The sequence below is a fragment of the Shewanella sp. BJSY2023SW005 genome (genome assembly GCF_047314585.1).
Taxonomy (GTDB): domain Bacteria; phylum Pseudomonadota; class Gammaproteobacteria; order Enterobacterales; family Shewanellaceae; genus Shewanella; species Shewanella algae.
On sequence record NZ_JBKORJ010000037.1, the window covers coordinates 102,572 to 124,233 of the forward strand.

General features: G+C 53.4%; 22 protein-coding genes. 15 read left to right on the forward strand and 7 right to left on the reverse strand.

All coding sequences use genetic code 11. The features are described 5' to 3' along the window. Positions 1-30: 30 nt before the first annotated feature. From ACMHXI_RS11630 to ACMHXI_RS11650, 5 genes are all read right to left on the reverse strand, one after another. The gene (locus tag ACMHXI_RS11630; RefSeq protein ID WP_413734992.1) at positions 31-1,032 is read right to left on the reverse strand and encodes a serine/threonine protein kinase; all 1,002 of its coding nucleotides are present in this window, start codon (positions 1,030-1,032) and stop codon (positions 31-33) included. Then, on the reverse strand, positions 1,029-1,322 hold the full coding sequence (locus tag ACMHXI_RS11635) for a DUF3630 family protein (protein ID WP_025010848.1): 294 nt from the start codon (positions 1,320-1,322) through the stop codon (positions 1,029-1,031). The genes ACMHXI_RS11630 and ACMHXI_RS11635 overlap by 4 nt, the downstream gene beginning before the upstream one ends. 16 nt (positions 1,323-1,338) lie before the next feature. Further along, positions 1,339-2,811 (reverse strand): protein adenylyltransferase SelO, encoded by a 1,473-nt coding sequence (locus ACMHXI_RS11640; protein WP_413734995.1) that lies wholly within the window; start codon positions 2,809-2,811, stop codon positions 1,339-1,341. Between the two features lie 5 nt (positions 2,812-2,816). Further along, positions 2,817-3,149 carry a hypothetical protein gene (locus tag ACMHXI_RS11645; RefSeq protein ID WP_025010847.1) on the reverse strand — a complete coding sequence of 111 codons (333 nt, stop codon included), beginning with the start codon at positions 3,147-3,149 and terminating at the stop codon, positions 2,817-2,819. A gap of 113 nt (positions 3,150-3,262) precedes the next feature. Then, positions 3,263-4,099 carry a hypothetical protein gene (locus ACMHXI_RS11650; RefSeq protein WP_186295257.1) on the reverse strand — a complete coding sequence of 279 codons (837 nt, stop codon included), beginning with the start codon at positions 4,097-4,099 and terminating at the stop codon, positions 3,263-3,265. Positions 4,100-4,369: 270 nt separating this feature from the next. Between ACMHXI_RS11650 and ACMHXI_RS11655 the strand changes: the two genes are divergently transcribed. The 5 genes from ACMHXI_RS11655 to ACMHXI_RS11675 all read left to right on the forward strand — a co-directional run bounded on the left by ACMHXI_RS11655 (position 4,370) and on the right by ACMHXI_RS11675 (position 9,064). Continuing rightward, positions 4,370-4,729, forward strand: a complete 360-nt coding sequence (locus tag ACMHXI_RS11655) for a DsrE/DsrF/TusD sulfur relay family protein (RefSeq protein ID WP_025011924.1) — start codon at positions 4,370-4,372, stop codon at positions 4,727-4,729. A 139-nt stretch (positions 4,730-4,868) separates the two neighbouring features. Then, entirely contained in the window at positions 4,869-5,255 is a 387-nt protein-coding gene (locus tag ACMHXI_RS11660; RefSeq protein WP_025011925.1) for a nitrous oxide-stimulated promoter family protein, read from the forward strand. 57 nt (positions 5,256-5,312) lie between these two features. Next, positions 5,313-6,170 carry a hypothetical protein gene (locus tag ACMHXI_RS11665; protein WP_044733502.1) on the forward strand — a complete coding sequence of 286 codons (858 nt, stop codon included), beginning with the start codon at positions 5,313-5,315 and terminating at the stop codon, positions 6,168-6,170. A gap of 68 nt (positions 6,171-6,238) precedes the next feature. Continuing rightward, positions 6,239-8,299, forward strand: coding sequence for an alpha/beta hydrolase family protein (locus ACMHXI_RS11670; RefSeq protein ID WP_208184370.1), 2,061 nt, complete (start codon positions 6,239-6,241; stop codon positions 8,297-8,299). Positions 8,300-8,485: 186 nt separating this feature from the next. Then, positions 8,486-9,064, forward strand: coding sequence for a YSC84-related protein (locus ACMHXI_RS11675; RefSeq protein ID WP_028780964.1), 579 nt, complete (start codon positions 8,486-8,488; stop codon positions 9,062-9,064). Positions 9,065-9,113: 49 nt separating this feature from the next. Here the strand turns inward: ACMHXI_RS11675 and ACMHXI_RS11680 are convergent, their stop codons facing one another. Next, positions 9,114-9,683 carry a hypothetical protein gene (locus tag ACMHXI_RS11680; RefSeq protein ID WP_208184369.1) on the reverse strand — a complete coding sequence of 190 codons (570 nt, stop codon included), beginning with the start codon at positions 9,681-9,683 and terminating at the stop codon, positions 9,114-9,116. Positions 9,684-10,019: 336 nt separating this feature from the next. On the opposite strand from ACMHXI_RS11680, the gene ACMHXI_RS11685 reads away from it, so the two are divergent. The 8 genes from ACMHXI_RS11685 to ACMHXI_RS11720 all read left to right on the forward strand — a co-directional run bounded on the left by ACMHXI_RS11685 (position 10,020) and on the right by ACMHXI_RS11720 (position 18,279). Next, complete coding sequence (locus ACMHXI_RS11685; protein WP_025011927.1) at positions 10,020-10,982, forward strand: LysR family transcriptional regulator; 963 nt, start codon at positions 10,020-10,022, stop codon at positions 10,980-10,982. Positions 10,983-11,014: 32 nt separating this feature from the next. Continuing rightward, the gene (locus ACMHXI_RS11690) at positions 11,015-11,182 is read left to right on the forward strand and encodes a hypothetical protein (protein WP_164489371.1); all 168 of its coding nucleotides are present in this window, start codon (positions 11,015-11,017) and stop codon (positions 11,180-11,182) included. A gap of 9 nt (positions 11,183-11,191) precedes the next feature. Continuing rightward, entirely contained in the window at positions 11,192-12,634 is a 1,443-nt protein-coding gene (locus tag ACMHXI_RS11695) for a disulfide bond formation protein B (RefSeq protein WP_208161823.1), read from the forward strand. 117 nt (positions 12,635-12,751) lie between these two features. Next, the gene (locus ACMHXI_RS11700) at positions 12,752-14,953 is read left to right on the forward strand and encodes a molybdopterin-dependent oxidoreductase (protein WP_208184367.1); all 2,202 of its coding nucleotides are present in this window, start codon (positions 12,752-12,754) and stop codon (positions 14,951-14,953) included. An 11-nt stretch (positions 14,954-14,964) separates the two neighbouring features. Continuing rightward, positions 14,965-15,513 (forward strand): 4Fe-4S dicluster domain-containing protein, encoded by a 549-nt coding sequence (locus ACMHXI_RS11705; RefSeq protein ID WP_107111687.1) that lies wholly within the window; start codon positions 14,965-14,967, stop codon positions 15,511-15,513. Then, a complete protein-coding gene (locus ACMHXI_RS11710) occupies positions 15,510-16,133 on the forward strand; it encodes a molecular chaperone (protein ID WP_208184366.1) in 624 nt (207 codons plus the stop codon). Before ACMHXI_RS11705 ends, ACMHXI_RS11710 begins: the two co-directional genes overlap by 4 nt. Positions 16,134-16,151: 18 nt before the next feature. Then, entirely contained in the window at positions 16,152-17,117 is a 966-nt protein-coding gene (locus ACMHXI_RS11715) for a formate dehydrogenase subunit gamma (protein ID WP_044733495.1), read from the forward strand. Between the two features lie 103 nt (positions 17,118-17,220). Then, complete coding sequence (locus tag ACMHXI_RS11720; protein ID WP_208155549.1) at positions 17,221-18,279, forward strand: porin; 1,059 nt, start codon at positions 17,221-17,223, stop codon at positions 18,277-18,279. 36 nt (positions 18,280-18,315) lie between these two features. Here the strand turns inward: ACMHXI_RS11720 and ACMHXI_RS11725 are convergent, their stop codons facing one another. Next, entirely contained in the window at positions 18,316-18,651 is a 336-nt protein-coding gene (locus ACMHXI_RS11725; protein WP_025011932.1) for a YkvA family protein, read from the reverse strand. A 440-nt stretch (positions 18,652-19,091) separates the two neighbouring features. On the opposite strand from ACMHXI_RS11725, the gene speFL reads away from it, so the two are divergent. Together speFL and speF are read left to right on the forward strand one after the other, a co-directional pair. After that, on the forward strand, positions 19,092-19,190 hold the full coding sequence (speFL, locus tag ACMHXI_RS11730) for a leader peptide SpeFL (protein ID WP_352167380.1): 99 nt from the start codon (positions 19,092-19,094) through the stop codon (positions 19,188-19,190). Positions 19,191-19,459: 269 nt separating this feature from the next. Then, complete coding sequence (speF, locus tag ACMHXI_RS11735) at positions 19,460-21,625, forward strand: ornithine decarboxylase SpeF (RefSeq protein ID WP_025011933.1); 2,166 nt, start codon at positions 19,460-19,462, stop codon at positions 21,623-21,625. The last annotated feature ends 37 nt before the right edge of the window (positions 21,626-21,662 follow it).

Sequence of the window (21,662 nt, forward strand, 5' to 3'; positions counted from 1 at the left end):
CTCAACGCCCGGCACTCGTTCGATGCAGCCTCAATAAAGAATAAGACTCAGTGACGCTTCATCCAGGCGCTGTTGCTGTTCTTTAAAGGCTTGCAACTGCTGTTGCCAGTATTCTTCGGTCGCAAACCAGGGGAAGTGGCGCGGAAACGCGGGGTCGTCCCAGCGCTTGGCCAGCCAGGCGTTGTAATGCAGCATTCGCAGGGCCCTGAGTGGCTCTATCAACTGCAGCTCTTTGGTATCGAAGTTGGAGAAGGCCTCGTAGGCCTCCAGCAATACCTCCAACTGCAACGTCTGTTGCTGCCTGTCGCCGGACAGCATCATCCACAGATCCTGCACCGCAGGGCCGTTGCAGGCATCGTCGAGATCGACAAACCCGGGGCCATTGGGGGTCCAGAGAATATTGCCGGGATGCAGATCGCCATGCAGACGCATACTCTGGTATTCGATACCTTGCCAACGCCGCTGCAGCTCAGAGAAAAGGCTTAACGCCGCCTCGAGCAGATGTTCCCGCAAAGCGTTCGGGATCAGCTCTGTGCACTGCAATTGCTCCAGCGCCGGAGTCCCCAGGGTTGTCGGCGTCAGGTTCAAACGCTGCTTGAACAGGCTGCCACGGGAATACTGGTGCAAACGGCCGATGAACTGGCCGGCGCCCTCTATCTGATCCAGGTTGTCCACCTCAAAGCTGCGACCGCCTATGGAAGGAAACAGCGCAAAACGCCACTCTTTGAAGTGATGCAGACTGCGGCCGTCGAGCACCACAGGGGCGGCAATGGGGATCTCGGCTTCGGCCAACTCGAACGTAAATTCATGCTCTTCCACAATTTGGGCATCGGTCCAACGCTCGGGGCGATAGAACTTAACCACGTACCTCTGGCCACGATCGCAGCGAAACTGATAGACCCGGTTCTCATAGCTGTTGAGTGGCGTTAGCCCCGTCTCGGGGTAAATCGCCAGACTTTCAATGGCATCCAAAATCAGTTCAGGGGAAAGATCCCGATAATGAAACGCCGCCGTGGCCTGCTTTTCTGTCATGCCTGTGACTCCAGTAAGTGCTTCAGGTATACCAACACATCCCAGTCTTGTTCACTCTGGCAGCTCAACCAGCACACATCGCCGTAGAACTCATAGTTGAGCCACAAGAGACTGCCTTCAAAATCCAGCAGCCATTGGTGACGATCTGCACCCCATTGCCGCTCCAGTACCTTGGCATCGAGTGCCCGGCACAGGGGCTCGGCAAAGCTGTCGAAGGCTTCGAACTCGACCCCGGCCGTCATCGACAGGGTTTTATGCTCGGGATCCAAGCTAAGATTTTGATACTGCATATTTTAATCCTATTTCTTAACTGCTGCAGGACATGATCAACCCCTGACCCCAATCCGGTGGTCGCTTGGCATACTCCTGCATCTCAGGCTGTTCATCGAACGGGCGCCTGAGGAGCTGGTGCAACTGCTCAAGCGGCTGGCTATTGCCCTCCTCTTCGATGGCAATGATCGCTTCCTGAGCCAGATAGTTGCGCAAGATATATTTGGGGTTGTGAGCCCGGCGCTCGGCCTGCCACTGCTCAAGTCCCTGGCGGGTATCGATACGGCGCCGGTACTCGGGCAGCCAATCATCCCAGCCCTGTCGATTGATAAAATCATCCCTCAGACTGCTGTTTTCTGCCTTGGGATCCAGCTCGCCGAAGCGGCGCAGGCTCTGGGTGTAGTCCAAGGCGTTTTGTTCCAACAAGCCGGTAAAGGCGCCGATAAGCGCCAGGTCCTTGTTGTCCTGCTCCAGCCTGGCATCAAGGCTTAAATCTTCGGCCAAAGGTGCCAGCCCCAACTTGGCGCGCATCAAGCCAAGATATTGCTGCACTAACTCATGCTGATAGGTATTGAGCGCAGCTATCAAATCATCGGAAGCCAGCACAGGCGTCAACGCCTGCGCCAAACGTTGCAGGTTCCACAAGCCGACGCCGGGTTGCTGACCGAAGGCGTAGCGCCCCTCGGGATCAGAATGGTTACAGATAAAGTCTTCCTTGAAGGTATCGAGGAAGGCGAAGGGGCCAAAGTCGAAGCTGTCACCGAGAATCGACATATTGTCGGTATTCATCACCCCGTGGGCAAAGCCCACCGCTTGCCAGTGGGCTATCATACGCGCGGTATCACGTACCACCAGAGCAAACCAGGCCTTGTAGCCCTCATAGTCCAGGCTGAACTGGGGATAATGTTGGCTGAGGGTGAAATCGAGCAGCTGCTTGAGCTTGTCGGCCTGACCCTTCTCGCTGTAACAGAAATACTCGAAGTGGCCAAAACGTATATGGCTACGGGCCAGGCGCACGGTAATGGCGCCTTTTTCCAGCGACTCGCGCCACACAGGCAGCTCAGAGCCGATCACCGCCAACGCCCTGGTGGTGGGCACGCCCAAATGATACAGCGCCTCGGAAACCAGAAACTCGCGCACCGCAGAACGCATCACTGCACGGCCATCACCGTGACGCGAGTATGGCGTGGGTCCCGCGCCCTTCAAGGCCAAATCCCAGGCACCGTCAGGCCCCTGCGCCTCACCGAGAATGATCGAACGGCCATCGCCCAACCTGGGGCTGTAACCGCCAAACTGATGTCCACTGTAGACTTGGGCGTAATATTCGGCGCCCGGCATTCTCTGGTTGCCGGCGAGTTGCTGCAGCAGGGTTTCATTGGGGGCAGTCAGGCCCAAAAGCGCCGCCGCATCATCACTCCAGGCCAACCAATGGGGCGAAGGTAGCCCGGCAGGCAGTACCTGCTGGTAAAATCCCGCCAGGCGGGTGAAGTAATCCTGTTTAAATTTCATGTCCCTTAGGGGCCGTTATTGTGCCATTGGTCACAGATTATCATATCCCTGTCGTCGAGACGGCAGTTGTGACCACACTCGAAGCTGCCCTTGCCCTCATTGAGGCGCTGCATGCCTCTGCCCTTGTCCTGGCACTGCTGCAGGGTTTGATAATAACCGGCAATGGCGTGGTAACGATCCAACGTCTCGGCCGTTTGCGGCTCGACGTCCGACTTATCTCTATTCGGCTGCTGTATATCCGTATCCGGATAGTAAAACAGGGTCCATTGCGGCTGCTTGCTGCAGGCTGCCAGCAGCAACAGCGAAGTGAGGGCAACCCATAAAGTCGCTGGTTTCATTGCGGCTCTCCATCAATAAAAAAGCGAACCCGCAGGCTCGCTTGGGAAGGAGTGAAAAAGCACTTTGCCCTTCACTCCTTGCTTGATTCTACACATTGAATCGGCTTTTGTACTCAGGCCGAGGCTTTATCCCTGGCCTTTTCTATCCGCTTGATACGACCTTCAAAGCCCGTAACTGTGCCATCTTCCAGCCCATATTCAATCGCCTTGTTGCAAAGAGCTATGGCGGCATCGAAACGACCTGCATCGCTGCACAGGGTGGAGAGCTGCATAAAACCTGTGCCCTTGAACTCGGCCTTGGGTGATTTGCTGAGTACTTTCTCCCGACTGGCGGCAAACAGGGCGCTATATGCAGTATCGTACTCTTGCCCCAACTGCAGATACTTGCTGTTTTTCCGCTGCTTGTAGCATTCACCTATCACGGCCAGTAAAGCATCATGCGCTTCGATAGCGCCTTCAGAGGCCTGATACTGTTCCATCGCCCGCTTGAGGGTGATATTGCCCCAACTGATATCCGGCGCAGCCGCCTTAACTGGCTCTGGCTCTGGCTCTGGCTCTGGCTCTGGCTCTGGCTCTGGCTCTGGCTCTGGCTCTGGCTCTGGCTCTGGCTCTGGCAGGACAGTCTCGACCTCGGCGCGGCCAACTTCCACCTCAGGGGCGATATTTTCCGCTTGAGGTTCAAGCTCAAGCGACTCTGCGACCGCTTGCTCAGCCGATGGCTGAGGCTTGGGTTCGGCTTGCTCTTTCGATTCGGCAAAGTCCAGATCGACACTCTGGTGCTCTTCCTGAGTCTCGTTTTCCGTCTCGGCCTGTGGCGACTGAGGCATGGCCGAAGCTCTGTCTTTGAGCTTAAGCGCCTCATCACGCTCCTCTTTTGCCAGCCGCTGCGCCCGGTTATAGAGGAAAATACCCGCTGCGACCAACAGTACTACGACCAGGATTTTAAACATCTTCGTCCACCATTTCTTGAGTGCCGGGCCAACTGGCGGCCCTGTTTTGTGGTATTGGCAATCCGCCAAAGCCACCCCGCTCTGCACAGAGTTTAACCGATATTAATAGAGTATCGTCTTAGTATAAATCAAGTATTTATGCTTTTTCTGCTCGCTTTTAGGCGCTTTTTGCAATTGAAACTCAGTCTGTGAAGCCTGGCGCGCCATCGACAGATACAGGCTGGTACACTCCTAGGGTTTTGATCCCAAGAATGGCAAACAAGGATTCAGATGCAAAAATTACTGATAGTGGCTCACGCCAGCCCTTATGGCACAGAAAAATTATTCAACACTCTGCGTATCGCCCTGGCGCTGAAAGACCAGGAGCAGACCGAAGTGGAACTCAAGTTATTCCTGATGTCAGACGCTGTCTTTGGCGCAGTAAAAGGTCAGAATACCCCTGATCTCAGCTACAACCTGCAGCAGATGTTTGAAATCCTTACCGCTCAGGGTGTGCCCTTGCTGCTGTGCAAGACCTGTGTTGAAGCCCGCGGCGTAGTGGCCGACATGCTGCTGGACGGCGCCGCCATTGGCACACTTGGCGATTTGAGCCGCTGGACCCTGGAAGCCGACAAGGTTATCCATATCTAGGGTTAACTTGTCATTTGACCTTGGGTGCGCATAAAGCTTCATTTTGTGCGCACCTTCATAATTCCTGCCACTGACTTTGAACCCTGCCCCACCTCAGGACTAAGATGACCATAGTTGAGTTATTTACTAAGGTAAGGCTATGGAACTGCTGCAAGGAAAACTACTGACCGAATTCCGCACTGTTTCTGCCATGGTGTGGATCTACTGCCGTGACCATCACCCCAGAACTGAAGATGGCAGCCTCTGCCCCGACTGTCAGGCCTTGATGGAGTACGCTCACACCCGCCTCGACCGCTGCCCCTACGGTGAAAGCAAGCCCACCTGCAACAAATGCCCGGTACACTGCTACAAACCTGAACCCAAAGAGCAGATGCGTCAGGTGATGCGTTATGCCGGTCCCAGAATGCTGTTGAGCCACCCGATACTGGCACTGCGCCACCTCTGGTGCGAGCGCAAAGCCGCACCGGGCAAGCCTCCGAAGGATGCCTCCAACCGCCATAAGCGCATGCAGTGCGCCAAAAACTGACTATTTTTTGTTGCACCCCTCAAGCGGCTGAGATAAGAATGTCGTTAAGGGGGCCAGATGACAGCATTCAGCGACATTTTTACCCAAGCTTACTGGTGGCTGTCGCTGCTTGGAGGCCTGCATTGCCTGGCGTTGTCCATCTACGCCCGCTTTGTCTATCAGGACAGCCATAGCCAACGTCGACTGCTCGCCGGCATCTTTGCCTTGATGGCACTCTATTTCTTTACCGGCCTGTTCAATAGTGACAATACCCCGGCGCCTATCCATTTGCTGTTTCTGTTATTACTGCCGCTGTACTTCCTGTTGATGCCGGCACTGTATCAATACCTGAAGCAACAACTCAGGCCGACTGTAGATGCAAGGTTGCCGCTCAAGCATCTGTTGCCGTCCATACTTGCCATGTTCCTGGTGGTGTTGCTGTGGCTATTCAATCCCAGCCTGGTCACTGGTGTGGCTCTACTGGGCTACCAGCCCAGCCTGAGTTGGGGTTCCCTGCTGTTGCCACTGTTGCTGTTACTGCAAACCACCCTGTACCTGGTATTGGTGCTGCAGCTGATGAAGCGCCACTTTCATGCATCGGCTCAGCAGGACAACAGATTGCAACAGCTGCGCAGTAACTGGCTGCTGGTATTGACCCTGGCACTGATACTGAACTGGTTGGTTCGTAACATTGCCGTGCTCTTGACTCTGTTTCTCGGCGATCAGTTTTCGGCTGTGGCGCAGGCAATCCCGAGACTGGCACTGCTGCTGACCCTCTATTTGCTGGCCATCTACGGCCTCAATCAGCTCACCCGCGCCGCCTATCTTCGTGGACGCGAATCCCGTGCTCAAGCCGCCTCTGTACCCAAACAGCCTCTCGATAAGGAAGAGCTGGATTTTCTCAATGAGATACTGCACGAAAAAAAAGATAAGTAACATCGCCCAGGCTGTGACCTTTACGTTAATCTAATGCGGCTTTTAATAACAAAAACAAAGGAACAGAGATGGGATTGCCTAACAGCTACAGCCTGCTGGCCCTGTGCCTTATCGGTATGGGAACCCAGGTATTGGCCGCAGAGCGGCAGCATAAAATAACCAACCAGGACTTTTTCGAGATAGCCAACATGGGCCAGGTAGTGCTCAGCCCGGATGCCAAAATGGCCGCCTGGTTGGAATCGCGCTGGGACAAAAATCTGGATAAGGCCCAGAAAGACATCTGGCTGGTCGACAGCAAGAGCCGCCAGAGCAAACGACTGACCTTCAGCAACGAGAGTGAAAGCGCTATCAGTTGGAGCCCGGATGGCCAATATATCTACTTTCTCAGCAGCCGCGGCGATGCCGAGCAGCCGGCGCCCTTCAACGCCAAACCACAAATTTATCGTCTCTCTATCCAAGGTGGTGAAGCTGTTCCCGTTACCCAAGAGGCCGGTGGCGTCAAGAGTTACCAGCTGAGTGACGATGGCAGCCAGCTCTATTTCCTGACCCATAAGACCCTGACAGACAAAGATCCCTGGGCCGGTATGCGCGCCGCTCACCAAGGCCCTGGGTATGCTCACGGCAGTCGCGATACCACCCCCCTGTACCGCCTGGATCTGAACCATTTTCGCAAACAGTTGCTGCTGGATGATGACAAAGTGGTTTGGGAGTTCAGCGTCAGCCATGATGACAATAAACTGGCGCGGATCACCACAGAAGACAACGAGTTGGTCAATCTGGAAGGTTGGTCCCAGGTAGAAGTCTTCGATATCAAAAACGCCGGCAGCCTGGTTCTGGCCGACAAGCGTTGGCGTGAACAGGCGCCCTCTCCTTACGGCTGGCTGCTGGGGCTGAGTTGGGCCGAGGATAACCGCCGACTCGCCTTCAGAATCGATTTCGACGGCCATCCCGGCAGGCTGTTTATCAGTGATACCAGTAAACCCGAACAGGCACCTTTGAGTGTTAAACGCCAGGGTGATATGACACTCAGCGGCGGCGACATCCATTGGCGTCCGGGCAGTGAAGAGATCTGCTATCGCGGTGCCGATCATGCGCTGGTACGCCTCTACTGCACTGAAATCAATGACCTGGAACAGGGTGACACCCGGACTCTGCTGCAGGATGATACCGTCATCGGCAGCTACAGTTTCAGTCACAACGGCAAGCAACTGGCGTTCAGCCATAACGGTCTGGATCACTTCTACGATCTATTCATCGCCAACGCCGAGAAACGCAAAGCACCGGCCAAACGCCTGACCAATATCAATCCGCAAACCGATTCCTGGTTGCTGCCACAACTGAGCATAGTCAAGTGGCAAGCCGCCGATGGCACTCAGGTTGAAGGCATACTGGAATTACCACCCGGCTACCGCAAAGCCGATGGCCCCCTGCCACTTGTTGTGCAAATTCACGGAGGCCCCACTGCAGCTACCCCGTTTGCACTGCAACACAGATCCTATGGCCGTGCTACTTTCGCCGCCAACGGCTGGGCCTTGTTGTCGCCCAACTACCGCGGCTCTACCGGCTATGGCGACAAGTTCCTCACTGATCTGGTGGGCCATGAACACGAGATTGAGGTAAACGACATCATGGCCGGTGTGGACAAGCTGATTGCCGAGGGCCTGGTCGATGCCGACAAGCTGGCCGTCATGGGCTGGAGCAACGGCGGCTATCTGACCAATGCACTTATCGCCAGCAGCGACAGATTCAAGGCCGCCAGTTCAGGGGCCGGGGTATTCGATCAGCGCCTGCAATGGATGCTGGAAGACACGCCCGGACATGTGGTCAACTTTATGCAGGGCTTGCCATGGGAAAAACCCGAGGCTTATACCCATGGCTCGTCGCTGACGCATGCAGACAGAATAAAGACCCCGACACTTATCCATATCGGAGAGAAAGACGCCAGGGTACCTTTAGGGCACGCCCAGGGGCTATATCGCGCCCTCAAGCATTACCTGAATGTGCCGGTGGAACTGATTACTTACCCGGGTGAAGGCCATGGTTTGAGCCGCTACAAGCACAAACAAGCCAAGATGGACTGGGATCAGGCCTGGTTTGAACATTATGTTCTCGGCAAACCCTTTCCTTAGCAGCGCTGTATAGGAGATGGGTTAACTGAACTCTGGCTGACATTCACTCCAAAAAGCGCCGTTATCGGCGCTTTTTTAGTCTCCCCCTCTGTATTTTTGCTGCCGGACAAGTAAGCTCAAGAGTACCTACAGGTACCCAGTCTCTCATTGACGGGGAGCTTAAGACTCTCAATTTGGAGGTTCATCATGAAAGCCATTTCAAGTACCTTGTTTGCCTTATTAGCCCTGGCGAGCAGCCTGCTGCTGATCCCGACGGCCAGTGCCAATGACAGCTACAGCAGTGCCATAGCTACCTTCAAACAAGCCAGTGAAACCCATAAATTCTTCGACTCTGCCTATGGTTACGCCATATTCCCCACTGTCGGCAAGGGAGGTCTGGGCATAGGGGCGGCCTATGGTAAAGGACGTGTCTATCGCGGCGGCGTTTATACCGGTGAGTCGAGCATGACTCAAGTTTCCATCGGTTTTCAAATCGGTGGTCAGGCCTACAGCGAGATTATTTTCTTTAAGGATGAACAGGCCTACCGCGACTTTACCAGCGGCAGCTTTGAATTCGGCGCCCAGGCTTCCGCCGTAGCCATCAACGCCGGTGCCAACGCTCAGGCCGGTACTACAGGCAACTCGGCCGGAGCCGGCCAATCCGGCGGCAGTCAGGCTGCCAAGGCCTCCTATATCAACGGCATGGCGGTGTTTACCGCTGCCAAGGGTGGCCTCATGGTTGAAGCCGCACTTGCCGGACAATCATTTACCTTCGAAGCGCAATAAGCCCATGGGTGAGGTGATCCTGAGTCGCCTCACCCATTTGCCAGTATTATCAATGTCTCCATGGCGCCGGTGGTGGCGTTACTTCATTGCTTAATTTGAACTGCAACAGAAAATCGCGCTTCTCCCGGGTCAGGCGATAACTGAAATTCTGCTGATCCAGCCCCAGATGCCAAACATTGGTTACCGACTGGGCCAGACCATGCTGTTTGAAATTGGCAATTGAAAATTCATCGACCGGGAATGACTGCCAGGACTCGGTTCCCGGACTGCGACTGTCACCGCCATACTGGGTTACGGCATCTTCGCTGCCATCCTGATGACGATGATCATGCTTGAGCCTGAGGCCATCGGCCGTCTTGCTGATCACCCAGGTGCGGGATCTGTCCTCTCCCACATGCAGCGGAATACGGATCTCGGTTGTTGAGCATTGGCGCACATGCATCACCAGCGGCTGGCCCGTAAAACCATCGCCGCTGCTGCCCCCCTTGATCAACTCACCACTGTAGGCCTTGCCACACAAACCGGATAAGTGGTTAAAAAACTGCTCGGCAGCAGTCAACTCCTGCCCCTGAACCGTCGTTGCCAGCAGCAAGGATGCCATCAGTCCCAATCGTTTCATTATTCTTGTTCCTTCTCCATTAAATGAACGACTATAACGGCGCAGTTTGAAACCAAACTGAATCCCTATAACAAGTTTTTGCCATGCGCAAGTAGCAAAGTCACAAGTGAGTATCTCGAAAATACTTTCACTGTATTACTTGAGTAGATTCACACCCTGAGAATAAAAATAACCCTATGTTAATTTCGTCTGCGGAAATAAGGTTTTTTCGCTTAGCTAAAAATAGGAAGCAATTCATGTTTCAAATAATTAACTATTTCTCAATGTGATCTTAATCTTGGCAATAGGCCAACAATGAATTCATAGTAATGTCTCAGCAGTGTGGGGAGCGATTACATGAAAATTGACAGCCTTAATTACAACCAATTAAAAGTTTTACTCGCTGTATATAAACATGGTCAAGGAAGCTTGGCCGCAGCCGAATTAGGTATATCCAGTTGTGCCGTCACCCGTACACTAAATGCGCTACGTGATGTTTTTATGGACTCTTTATTTGTCCGTAAATCAAATGGATTAATTCCTACACAAAAGACCGAAGAGTTAATCCCACACGCCAAATTATTGGTAGAACAATATCAACTGCTTGAGAGGCAACATTCTGTCTTTTCCCCCAGCCAATCCGGCGGTCATTTTGTTATCAGAGCCTATGATGAGTTTGTCTATGCGGTTCATAAAGTCATAGATAACTATATTCTTCCCGAAGCCCCCAACTTGCGTTTCGACATCCGTACACTCAGCCATGACTGCAGCAATGAACTCATTGGTGGCGGCGTCGATTTCGTGGTGGTCTACGAAGGTTTTGATGACACCCGGCTCAACTATGAAATCTTCTCTGAGACAGGTGATATCTACATTCTGGCCAGAAAAGATCATCCAATTCTGTCCGAATCCATGTCATTGGAGCAGCTATCCCACTATCCCTTGCTGGAAATCGACAACTACAACGACCTGACCTGCCCTTTGCTGGTCAATCTGTGTCGTGACAACGGCCTGCAGATGGATGTCGCCGGTTATACAGACAGTGTTGCCACCGCGATGCAGATCCTTGCCGAGTCGGACAATATAACCCTCAGCTGCAATCAATTTACCCGCAAGTTTGTCGACATGTTGCCGGCGGTCAGTTATCGAAGATTATCTGACAACATGATTGAAAATATAAAAGAAATCCGTAGCGAACATCGTACTGTCGGCAATTACATTCTTTATGGAAATATTAATAATTCCCCGGCATTCAACTGGGTGAAATCAAAACTCGTTTATGGACTGGAACGGGAATGGCGTTTGGCTGCGGCCACATAGAGATAAATCACAAGTGAAACAAGAGGTATCCAATGGAGTTCACACTATTTTGCATTACGGCCTATGCCGCTTATCTGGTTTATAAGAAACCAGAAAAAGAAAAACTGGCAGATAAACTTCTTTTCGGTTGTATCGGAATGAGTTTCTTTATTTGGATCATGATGTCCTGGGGCATTTTACTTCCAGTCGGAAATTACTAAAGAGTCGTTATGAAAGAGCATATATTCAACAAGTTGGCATCCTTAGCCGCTATTGTCATCATGGCCTTACCCGTAGGTATTGCCTGTTTCTTTTTCGGATTTATTCTCCTGGATAACCCTTGTGCATTTTGCTGGCAAGAACGTACGGCAATGATTCTGGTGGCGCTGACCGCTCTGTATATTGTGCGCTTTGGCCTCAAGCCGAAATATATTGCCGCGCTGGTTTGGCTGGGTATTTATGGTGCCTTTATGGCATCCGTGCATACTTCCATCAACCTCGGCAGCGACATAGGCCAGGGCTTCTCATTGAAGATCATGGGCGCCCATACCTACACCTGGGCACTGCTGGTCTTTATCGTGGTCCTTGTGGTTGTTGCTCTGCTGATGCTGACCCTGGGCAATAAATTTCCCGGCAACGCCTATGGCAAACAGCCGCTGGACACCCTGCCAAAATTGGCCTGCGGAGTATTCCTGGTAGTGATTGCCGGCAACATAGTACAGGCCTTCACCCAAACCGGCCCGATTCCCTTCGTCGGCCAGGACAGTCCAGGCCGCGTATCCTTCAATCCCAAGTTCATGAGCTGGGAACTGGACCACTGGCCAACCTATGCCCCGAATGCCCGCGGCGCCTATGCCATCAGCAACCCGGATATAGAAAGTTGGAACAAGACGGCTGCACTGTTTACCTCGGCTCCAGAAGCCAGACTACTGAGTCAAACGGCATTGCCGGAAGCGATTTCCGGCCGGGTAACTGCCATCGACTACCAGCCTGAAAGCCAGCTCTACGCCCTGACCACTTCAGACAACTGGGTCTACATACTCGACCGTCAGTTCAAGCTGCTCACGCAGGCGCAAATCGACGGCATGTATATGCTGCACATTGAAACCTTGAGCGGCGTCAGCTTTACCTCGGCCAACAGCCTGTTGGTGATGGGATTCAACAAGGCCTGGGCCGAACTGGTAGTGGATCCTGAGCAAAATTGGGAAATGAACTATCGCCGCTTCAATCAGAGCAGCGACGGCATAGGCGAAACGGCCCGTGGTCAGTTCAGCACTGTCAGAGCCAAGACCAGTTATAGCCTGGCACTGGGTTACAGCAAAGCGCTGGATCAATACGTCACTGTCACCACCCGCAACGAATTCAGCGATGCCTTGGTGGTATCCCGTTTCGACAAGGGTGACATGACACTGTCTGCCGAAGCCAATCTCAAGGGGCTTGAAGGCAAGGCGCTGCCACAACTGACGGGTATCAGCGTCGATGGCGAGCAAGCCTGGCTGCTCAACAATGACGCGAGTGAAGCCATGCAACTCAACCTGCTCACAGGTGAAGTTCACTCAGGTGTGAAACTGCCTGGCACAAACAACCCACAGGGCTTGCTGGTTCGCGATGGTCAACTGCTTACTGTCAGCCTGGTGAATGGCCGTAACCAACTGCAAACCTTTGTAATGTAACGCACCTTAGCCCTGGGGGTGTTTCCCCCGGGGTAACGCCGGGAAACCGGCACTATAAAGGCCCTTGGGCCAACAATCATAACGGACCCAGGGTCCAAATTATGGTGAGTGATGACTATGAAAATCAACAGACGCACATTTCTACAGGGGGCCAGCGCCACAGCCGTGCTTTCCTCCCTGTCAGGGTTGACTCCCGGTGTTGCCAATGCCAAAGAGGCGGGAGCCAATTCAGGGCTGCTGGCCAAGCGTAACGGCAAAGTCGTGTACCACAGCTGCCTGCGTAACTGCGCCGCCCGCTGTCTGCTCAAGTTCCGGGTTCAGGACGGCAGAATGACTTATGTCACCGGCGCCGAGGAACAGGCCAAGACTGGCAAGGCCCCCTGCCTCAAGGGGCAAAGCTACGTGCAATACACCTATGCCGCCGACCGTATCCTGCACCCTATGGAACGGGTGGGCAAGAAGGGTGAAGGCAAGTGGCGCCGGATCACCTGGGATCAGGCCTACAGCAAGATCGCCAGCCGCTTTAAGCAGATCATCAATGAGCACGGTTCGGAAGCAATTCTGCCCTACAGTTATTCGGGTAACTATGGTGCCATCGGCATGTCGGCCTCCGGCGAGCGTTTCTGGAACCGTATCGGTTCCTCCATTCTGGAACGTAAGGTATGTACCTACGCCGCCTACGACGGCCTCAAGTCACTCTACGGCACCTTCCTCGGCCCGGATCCTGAAGATGTGCTGCTCAGTGACGTCTATCTGACCTGGGGACACGATGAAGTCGTTTCCAACACCATAGCCATCAAGCTCATCAACCAGGCCAGGGATCGCGGCACCAAGCTGCTGGCGGTCAACCCACAGCGCACACCTTTGTGCTCTCAGGCCGACATCTACCTGCAACCTCGCCCCAGCACAGACGTACAACTGTGTGCCGGTATCATGAAGTATCTTGTAGAAAAAGATCTGGTTAATCATGAATTTATTGCCGAACAGACCATGGGCTACGACGAGTTGCTCAAGCGCCTCGACGAAATCAGCTACGACGAAATCGAAGCCATTACCGGGGTACCCAGAGCCAAGATGTTTGAGTTTGCCCAGGTACTGGGTGAAAACGAAAAAACCATGCTGCGTATGGGTTATGGCTTCCAGCGCAACTTCAACGGTGCCCGTATGTCTCGTGCCGTCGCCATGCTGCTGGCGGTCACAGGCAATTTCGGTAAGCGCGGTAACGGCCTTATCTATGACAACGTTCATGCCGGTGGTGGCTTGAATCAGTACCAGGCCAGCGGCAAATATATGCGCCCGAATCCGGATGCCCAGCGGATCAATATGACAGAGCTGGCCAAGGCGCTGCATCCAACCAATCCCACCAGCCACGACAAGCCCAGCAAGCCGATCCACGGGATGATCATCTATAACGGTAACCCTGTGGTTGTGGCACCCGATACCAATGCGGTGCTCGAGGGGATGAAGCGCGAAGACCTGTTTGTTGTCGGCCACGACATGGTAATGACAGACTCTCTGCAGTACTGCGACATTATAGTCCCGGCTGCCAGCCAGTTTGAAACCGATGATATTGTCGGCGACTACCACGGCTACTATGTACAGGTGTGCCAGAAGGTGATTGAACCTCTGGGTGAAACCAAGTGTAACTGGACCTTCTTCCGCGAGCTGGGCCAGGCAATGGGCTTTGAAGACCCCGCCTTCCGGGCAAGCAATGACGATGTGATCCGCGAGCTGCTGGATACCGACTCCGAGTACTATAAAGGAGTAACCTATGACCGGCTGATGAAGGAGAAATACATCAAGCTGGACATTCCTCAGCCCGTATTGGCCGACGGTAAATATGAAACCCCAAGCGGCAAGATTGAATTCAGTTCTCAGTTGATGGCCGATGCAGGTTTCCATCCGGTACTGGATTGGGGCCTGCCAGAGGATGAGATGGAACCCAGAGAGCGAGAGTTGCCATTCCGCTTGCTATCTTCCGGGGTACCACAGCGGGTTAACAGCTCCTTCTACAACGTGAAATATATCCGCGCCATTCCAGCCTACTACGTCAAGATCAATCCCAAAGATGCCCAGCAATACGGCATTGCCAACAACGACACAGTCAAACTCAGCAACCACAGAGGTGAAGCCAAATTTGTGGCCATGGTCACCACAGGTGTGCCAGAGGGCTCGCTGATGACTCCCAAGTGTAACTGGCTCAGGCTCAATCCCAACGGCACCGAAGGCTGCACCAACTCGTTGACCACAGACAAATTGACCGATATGGGCGGCTGCTCGGCCTATCACTCAACCCGCGTGGCACTGGCCAAAGCCTGAAGGAGATCCTCATGGAAAACAAACATCAACTCGGATTCGTCTTCAGACAGGAAAACTGTGTCGGCTGCCAGGCCTGCACCATAGCCTGCCAGATCCACAATGAGCTGCCGGAAGACGTGCGCTTTCGCAAGGTAGACCGCTACGAAGTCAAACGTGACGACGGCATGGTGGACGTGTGGCTCAGCCATTCCTGCATGCATTGCGGCAACCCGGCCTGTCTCATGGTGTGCCCGGCTCAGGCCTATACAGTGCGTGACGATGGTTTGGTAGTACTCAACCGCGAGAAATGTAGCGGTTGCGGCCTGTGTGTCAGTGCCTGCCCTTATGATGCGGTAGTCATGCTGAAAACCGATGGCAAAGCCGCCAAGTGCAACATGTGTATTGAGCTTATCGATCAGGGTCTCAAGCCCGCCTGTGTCGACGGTTGTCCGGTCAAGTGTCTGGATACCGACAGAGTACAGCAGGTGTTGGCCCAGAAACCTTCAGCCAGTAAACAAGGCGTAGGTTACGGCGACTGCATCACCAAGCCCAATATGGTCATCATCAAGGAGCGGCCATGACACATCTCGACCTCGGTCCGGTCGCCAGCGGCTATCAGGCCTTGAAGGGAATGCTGTTTGCCCCCTCAAGCCCTGAATCGCTCAAGCGGCTTATCGATTGGCTGGAACAGGAGCAGCGCTATCCAGAGTTGCTCCAACAAGCCAAACATTGGCAATCAGAGCCTCTGGAACTTGAGTGTGACTTCAACCGTATGTGTATCGGCCCCACCAAGTTACTGGTGCCTCCCTATGAGTCTGTCTACCGCGATGTCGGCCGGCAGATCCATACGGATCGCACTCTGGAGGTCGCCGACTTCTACCAGCAGCTGGGACTGGTGACGGATACAGGTTTCAACGAACCGGCGGACTATATAGGCAATGAGCTGGAGTTTCTGTTTTGTGCCGAGGCCCTGCGCCATCAGCAGCAAAACGAAGACCCGGCCGCAGCCGATGAGCTGGAGCAGTTGGCGCAAGTCTTCCTCGAGCAACACCTGGGCACTTGGTATCAGGCGTTTGCCCAGGGGATCAGCCAACATGCACGGCTGGATTTCTGGCGCTGCTATGCCCAGGTGCTGGAAGACCTCCTCACTTCCAGACTGAAGAATTCCGGGGTCGAGACTCCGACTGCAAAGCATCATTAAGATGTTTAAGGATTTGACATGAAAAGTTTGAATGCCTTTATCTCAGGTGCTGTGGCCTTAGTATTCAGCTTACCGCTGCTGGCCGCCGACACTCTGACACCCGAGCCACAACAGTGGCAACCGATACAGGAAGTGGCGATTCAGGGCGATATCCCTGAACTCAGGGGCATGCCGCAACAGGCACAGTTCCCGGACGCGTTGCCCCCCGTCAATCAAGGGTATCTCGATACTCTGGCGCCGGCCTCCTGGTGGGCCGACCTCCTGAGCTACAGCTTCTTTGGCATGATAGTACTGCTGGCATTGTTCGTGGCCATCAATGGTAAAGCCAAGCTGAGCCAGGGCTTTTCCGGCAAAAAGGTTGACCGCTGGAGTGGCATGGATGTGCTGGTGCACTGGGTGGGCGCCATCGCCTGCCTGCTGCTAATCATCACAGGCCTTATCATGGTTGCCGGCCGCTTCTGGCTGGAACCCAACATGGGCGCCTCCCACTGGACCGGCTTTATCGGCACTTCGGTAGCCCTGCATGACCTGATGGCCTTCCCCTTCATCCTGGGATGGGCGGTCATGGTGGTCAAATGGGCCGGTAAGCAACTGCCGGAAGCCTGTGATATCGGCTGGCTCAAAGTGGTTGGCGGCTATCTGAACTTCGGTCCCTTCAAGGGCAAGCATCCGGATGCCGGTTTTGCCAATGCCGGTGAAAAACTCTGGTTCTGGTGCTTCGCCTTGTTCGGCGCCCTGATGGTCGGCTCGGGTCTGGTGCTTATGTTCCCAAGCCTGGTTGCCACCAAAGACGGTGCCAATCTGGCATTGATCCTCCACCTAGTCAGTGCCTTCGTACTCGGCGCCTTTACAATAGTGCACATCTATATGGCCACAGTGATCTCTGAAGGCGGTATGGAATGTATGCTCAGTGGCAAGTGCGACGAAAACTGGGCGAAACAGCACCACAACCTCTGGTACGACAGCCTCTCCAAAGGCAAATAACCCCTGCGCCCTCCTCCTGCTCCCGGGGGAGGGTTTTCCAAACCTATGGCAACCACGGCCCTGATGGGTCGGGGATCCCTATACCCAAATGAGGGACAAACAGATGCGAACATCTTCCCTGTATTTACTCAGTTGTGCCCTGCCGCTGACAGCAATGGCGGCCGATAATAACAGCAACGGTGACTGGCAGCAGATTGACCAGCGCCTGCAACGCCTGGAACAGCAACAAGTCAGCTCCAGTGCCGAGAACACCAGCTTCAGCCTCTATGGTTCACTGCGCCCGACCCTGGTTTACAGCGACAGTGACATCACAGATGAGTGGGATGTGGGCGATGCCCTGTCCCGTATCGGCGTCAAGGGCCGCACCGAATTTGCCCCCGGCTGGGCCTTGCTGGCTCAGGGTGAATGGAAAATCAACCTCAATGGTGATGGCAGCTTCGGCGATGCCAGGCTGGCATTTGCCGGGGTGGATTCACCCTATGGTCAACTCAGCTTTGGCCGCCAGCGGCCGGTGCAGTACACCCTGGTGGCCGAATACACAGACATATTCAACAACGCCAACAGCCCGTTTGCCTACAACCAGGAAAGCCCCTTCTTCGCCGACAACCTGGCGTTGTACCAGTTTAAGTTGCAACACTTTACCCTGATGGCCTCGGCACGTTTCGATGGTGAAGGCGATAACAGCGGCGCCGATGCCATCAATGCGGGTCTGGGCTTTGACTGGCATGGTTTGCATCTGGGGGTGAGCTATCTGGAACAGGACAATTTCGAGGGTGGGCTAAAGACAGGCAAGGATAAGACCAGCGCCGCCGCTGTGGCCTACAGCTTCGACAACGGCATCTATCTGGCGCTCGCCTACCAGTATAAAGACTATCAATTGACAGGCTCCGAAGACAGGGACGGCAGCACCCTGGACGCCGCGCTGGCCATCCCGCTGTGGCAGGACTACAAACTCAAGCTGGGCTACTTCCGCTTCGATGATGGCCTGGAGCCCGATATCAGCCTGGATTATCAGGGCTTCAACACCACGCTGGAATGGAACCCCGCCGGCAATGTACGCCTGCACCTGGAGTACCTGCAGCAAGACAACGAACAAGGTGCCACCGACAAGAGCATTGCCATAGGCATTCGCTACGACTTCGATCTGAACTGGCGCTTCTGAACCTTCTCCATTGGGCCAGGGACGGCCAACCTTGAGTTACTGCTCATCCCCAAACCAGCGCTTCAGCGTCTGATCGGCTTCCTGCTTCACCTCGGCATTCACATAGAGGCTCACCATGGTCAGTGCCGCTGCCAGCGCACCGAGATCATCACTGAAACCCACCAAGGGCGTCAGATCCGGAATGGCATCCAAGGGAGTAATGAAATACGCCAGGGCGCCAAAGATCACCGTCTTGGCCCATTTGGGGGTATCGGGTCTTTGGGCGGCATAGTATAGCCAGAGCGCCTTTTGCACTACCTCCCTGCCGGCCTGCCTGGCATAACCCTTGAGTTTGGCCCAGAAACCACTGTCGCTGTACTGCTCTTGTTCCATCTCACTCTCCACTGCTGATATAGAGGACAGTATTCAACCCTGGCCCCGACAACGTCAAGCACCATACAAATATCTGATACTGGAATAATCCGCCGACTCATTTACCTTTATGCAACAGTCTTAATAAAGTGAATATTTAATCAAATAATCGCAATATAATCTCAAATATATCGATATATCATACATATCCATTTATTTTAAATGTTCCTTATTTTATGTATAACCAAAACAATATATAAATATAAAGTGTAGTTTTTTGGTACAATTCATTAAAAACAATAAAAATTTAAAATAAGCAGATACACTTTTTCACAAGTGATTGGAACTATGACTTAGCTCATACTTTTATTTTTTGGCCGGATATAAACTCGCAATTAAGTTATCACCAGTGCTTTTCTCTAAACGTAATGGAGTTGTATATGAAGAGAAAGTCCAAAATCATGGCGCATATAAGGCGCACCCGACATATCATGATGCCAACCCATCGTGACTATTTTGACTACTCCTACTTTTTCCCCGCCTCAATCATCGCTGACTGAGGAGATAGGCTGCTCCGCGCATCCATCTCCTTAGCATCCCCAATACATACAATTAGTTGCTTTTACTCGGCCGGTAATATCCTGCACGCGTAACGGTAAGGCTTTCTTATACCTTATTCTCTGACGAAGCATTCGTCATGGTATCTCTACGCCTTACATAAATATCGCTGCTTGAATATATCAGCCCAGGGCTGACTTTATCTAAATTTTAATATTGGAATTTATTTTCCGATACGAGCCCTGCTGACTTTTTTAAATAAGGTTATTTTATGAAATCACTAAAAATTGCAGCAAGTTTATCTGTTCGTTCTTGTTTTGATACTGAAAGAGAAGTGGTCAACGTATTAACTACCGACTTTTGCGATATTGGTGCCGTGGTTGTTTCAGTCACAGACGTTAATAACGGTATAGTTGACAAAATCAATAACACAGGCCTGAAACTGCCGATCTTCGTTGCCGTATGTTGTGAAGAAGCCTTTCCCGATGATATCTGCTCTTCCATTACCGGCGTATTTGAGCTGTGCGCCAGCAGCAGTACTGAGTTTTACGGCAAACAGGTAGAAACCGCGCTCAATAAATATGAGCAGGCCCTGCTGCCACCTTTCTTCGGTACACTGAAGAAATATGTGGAAATGGGTAACTCCACCTTTGCCTGCCCAGGACACCAAGGCGGCCAGTTCTTCCGTAAGCACCCTGTTGGCCGTCAGTTTTTTGATTTCTTTGGCGAAACAGTATTCCGCTCCGACATGTGTAACGCCGACGTCAGACTGGGCGACCTGTTGATCCACGAAGGCGCCCCCTGTGATGCCCAGAAGCATGCCGCCAAAGTATTCAATGCCGACAAGACTTACTTTGTCCTCAACGGCACTTCAGCCTCCAACAAGGTGGTGTGTAATGCGCTGCTGACCAAGGGCGATCTGGTACTGTTTGACCGCAATAACCATAAGTCAAACCACCACGGAGCGCTGATCCAGGCCGGTGCTACCCCGGTTTATCTGGAAACTGCCCGTAACCCCTTCGGCTTTATCGGCGGTATCGATGCCCATTGTTTCAGCGAAAACTATCTGCGCGAAGAAGTCCGCAAGGTTGACCCCAGCCGTGCCGATGCCAAGCGCCCCTTCCGTCTGGCGGTGATCCAGCTGGGTACCTACGACGGCACCATATATAACGCCCGTCAGGTCGTGGACAAGATAGGTCACCTGTGTGACTACATACTGTTTGACTCCGCCTGGGTGGGCTATGAGCAGTTTATACCCATGATGAACGACTGCTCACCGCTGTTGCTGGAGCTGACCGCAGAAGATCCGGGGATCCTGGTGACCCAGTCGGTACACAAACAACAGGCCGGTTTCTCACAAACCTCGCAAATCCACAAGAAAGACAGCCATATCAAGGGCCAGGACAGATACTGCAACCATAAACGTTTCAACAACGCCTTTATGTTGCACGCCTCCACCAGCCCCTTCTATCCGCTGTTTGCCGCACTGGATGTCAACGCCAAGATGCACGAAGGCGCCAGTGGCCGCTTCCTGTGGCGTGAGGCGGTGAAAGCCGGTATCGAAGCCCGTAAACTACTGCTGAAAAAGTGCAAATATATCAAGCCATTCATTCCGCCAATGATAGAAGGTACCCCATGGCAGGATCATGAAACCGAACAGATGGCCGATGACCTGCGCTTCTTCGAATTCGAACCCGGTCAGAAATGGCATGCCTTCGAGGGATATGAGAAAGGCCAATACTTCGTCGACCCTTGTAAGTTCCTGCTGACGACTCCGGGTATCGATGCCGAAACCGGCAAGTACACCAACTTCGGTATTCCGGCGACGATTCTGGCCAACTTCCTGCGTGAAAATAACATCATTCCGGAGAAGTGCGACCTCAACTCGATTCTGTTCCTGATCACCCCGGCCGAAAACATGGCCAAGATGCAGCATCTGGTATCTCAGATTGCCCGCTTCGAGAAGCTGGTCGATGAAGATGCGCCGCTGTCTGAAGTGCTGCCCAATGTCTACAACGCCAACAAGGAACGCTATCAGGGTTACACCATACGCCAGCTGTGTCAGGAGATGCATGACCTCTATGTCAGCCATGATGTAAAACAGCTGCAAAAAGAGATGTTCCGCCAGGCCCACTTCCCCAAAGCCGTGATGAACCCACAGGAAGCCAACATAGAGTTTATCCGCGGCAATGTGGAGCTGGTGCCCCTGTCACAGGTGGAAGGACGCATCGCGGCCGAAGGTGCCCTGCCTTACCCACCGGGAGTGCTCTGTGTGGTTCCCGGCGAGATCTGGGGTGGCGCGGTTCAACGTTACTTCCTCGCCCTGGAAGAAGGGATCAATCTGCTGCCGGGTTTCTCACCTGAGCTGCAAGGCGTGTATCTGGAACAAACCCCTGAAGGCCGGCAACAGGCCATGGGCTATGTCCTGAAAGCTTAACCATAAGCGGCGGGGCATGGCGCCCCGCCACCTGGCA

What these genes read in the sequence shown, in the direction of transcription:
- ACMHXI_RS11630 (WP_413734992.1), bottom strand. Translation starts at nt 1,032, where the DNA reads ATGACAGAAAAGCAGGCCACGGCGGCGTTTCATTATCGGGATCTTTCC.
- ACMHXI_RS11635 (WP_025010848.1), bottom strand. Translation starts at nt 1,322, where the DNA reads ATGCAGTATCAAAATCTTAGCTTGGATCCCGAGCATAAAACCCTGTCG.
- ACMHXI_RS11640 (WP_413734995.1), bottom strand. Translation starts at nt 2,811, where the DNA reads ATGAAATTTAAACAGGATTACTTCACCCGCCTGGCGGGATTTTACCAG.
- ACMHXI_RS11645 (WP_025010847.1), bottom strand. Translation starts at nt 3,149, where the DNA reads ATGAAACCAGCGACTTTATGGGTTGCCCTCACTTCGCTGTTGCTGCTG.
- ACMHXI_RS11650 (WP_186295257.1), bottom strand. Translation starts at nt 4,099, where the DNA reads ATGTTTAAAATCCTGGTCGTAGTACTGTTGGTCGCAGCGGGTATTTTC.
- ACMHXI_RS11655 (WP_025011924.1), top strand. Translation starts at nt 4,370, where the DNA reads ATGCAAAAATTACTGATAGTGGCTCACGCCAGCCCTTATGGCACAGAA.
- ACMHXI_RS11660 (WP_025011925.1), top strand. Translation starts at nt 4,869, where the DNA reads ATGGAACTGCTGCAAGGAAAACTACTGACCGAATTCCGCACTGTTTCT.
- ACMHXI_RS11665 (WP_044733502.1), top strand. Translation starts at nt 5,313, where the DNA reads ATGACAGCATTCAGCGACATTTTTACCCAAGCTTACTGGTGGCTGTCG.
- ACMHXI_RS11670 (WP_208184370.1), top strand. Translation starts at nt 6,239, where the DNA reads ATGGGATTGCCTAACAGCTACAGCCTGCTGGCCCTGTGCCTTATCGGT.
- ACMHXI_RS11675 (WP_028780964.1), top strand. Translation starts at nt 8,486, where the DNA reads ATGAAAGCCATTTCAAGTACCTTGTTTGCCTTATTAGCCCTGGCGAGC.
- ACMHXI_RS11680 (WP_208184369.1), bottom strand. Translation starts at nt 9,683, where the DNA reads ATGAAACGATTGGGACTGATGGCATCCTTGCTGCTGGCAACGACGGTT.
- ACMHXI_RS11685 (WP_025011927.1), top strand. Translation starts at nt 10,020, where the DNA reads ATGAAAATTGACAGCCTTAATTACAACCAATTAAAAGTTTTACTCGCT.
- ACMHXI_RS11690 (WP_164489371.1), top strand. Translation starts at nt 11,015, where the DNA reads ATGGAGTTCACACTATTTTGCATTACGGCCTATGCCGCTTATCTGGTT.
- ACMHXI_RS11695 (WP_208161823.1), top strand. Translation starts at nt 11,192, where the DNA reads ATGAAAGAGCATATATTCAACAAGTTGGCATCCTTAGCCGCTATTGTC.
- ACMHXI_RS11700 (WP_208184367.1), top strand. Translation starts at nt 12,752, where the DNA reads ATGAAAATCAACAGACGCACATTTCTACAGGGGGCCAGCGCCACAGCC.
- ACMHXI_RS11705 (WP_107111687.1), top strand. Translation starts at nt 14,965, where the DNA reads ATGGAAAACAAACATCAACTCGGATTCGTCTTCAGACAGGAAAACTGT.
- ACMHXI_RS11710 (WP_208184366.1), top strand. Translation starts at nt 15,510, where the DNA reads ATGACACATCTCGACCTCGGTCCGGTCGCCAGCGGCTATCAGGCCTTG.
- ACMHXI_RS11715 (WP_044733495.1), top strand. Translation starts at nt 16,152, where the DNA reads ATGAAAAGTTTGAATGCCTTTATCTCAGGTGCTGTGGCCTTAGTATTC.
- ACMHXI_RS11720 (WP_208155549.1), top strand. Translation starts at nt 17,221, where the DNA reads ATGCGAACATCTTCCCTGTATTTACTCAGTTGTGCCCTGCCGCTGACA.
- ACMHXI_RS11725 (WP_025011932.1), bottom strand. Translation starts at nt 18,651, where the DNA reads ATGGAACAAGAGCAGTACAGCGACAGTGGTTTCTGGGCCAAACTCAAG.
- speFL (WP_352167380.1), top strand. Translation starts at nt 19,092, where the DNA reads ATGGCGCATATAAGGCGCACCCGACATATCATGATGCCAACCCATCGT.
- speF (WP_025011933.1), top strand. Translation starts at nt 19,460, where the DNA reads ATGAAATCACTAAAAATTGCAGCAAGTTTATCTGTTCGTTCTTGTTTT.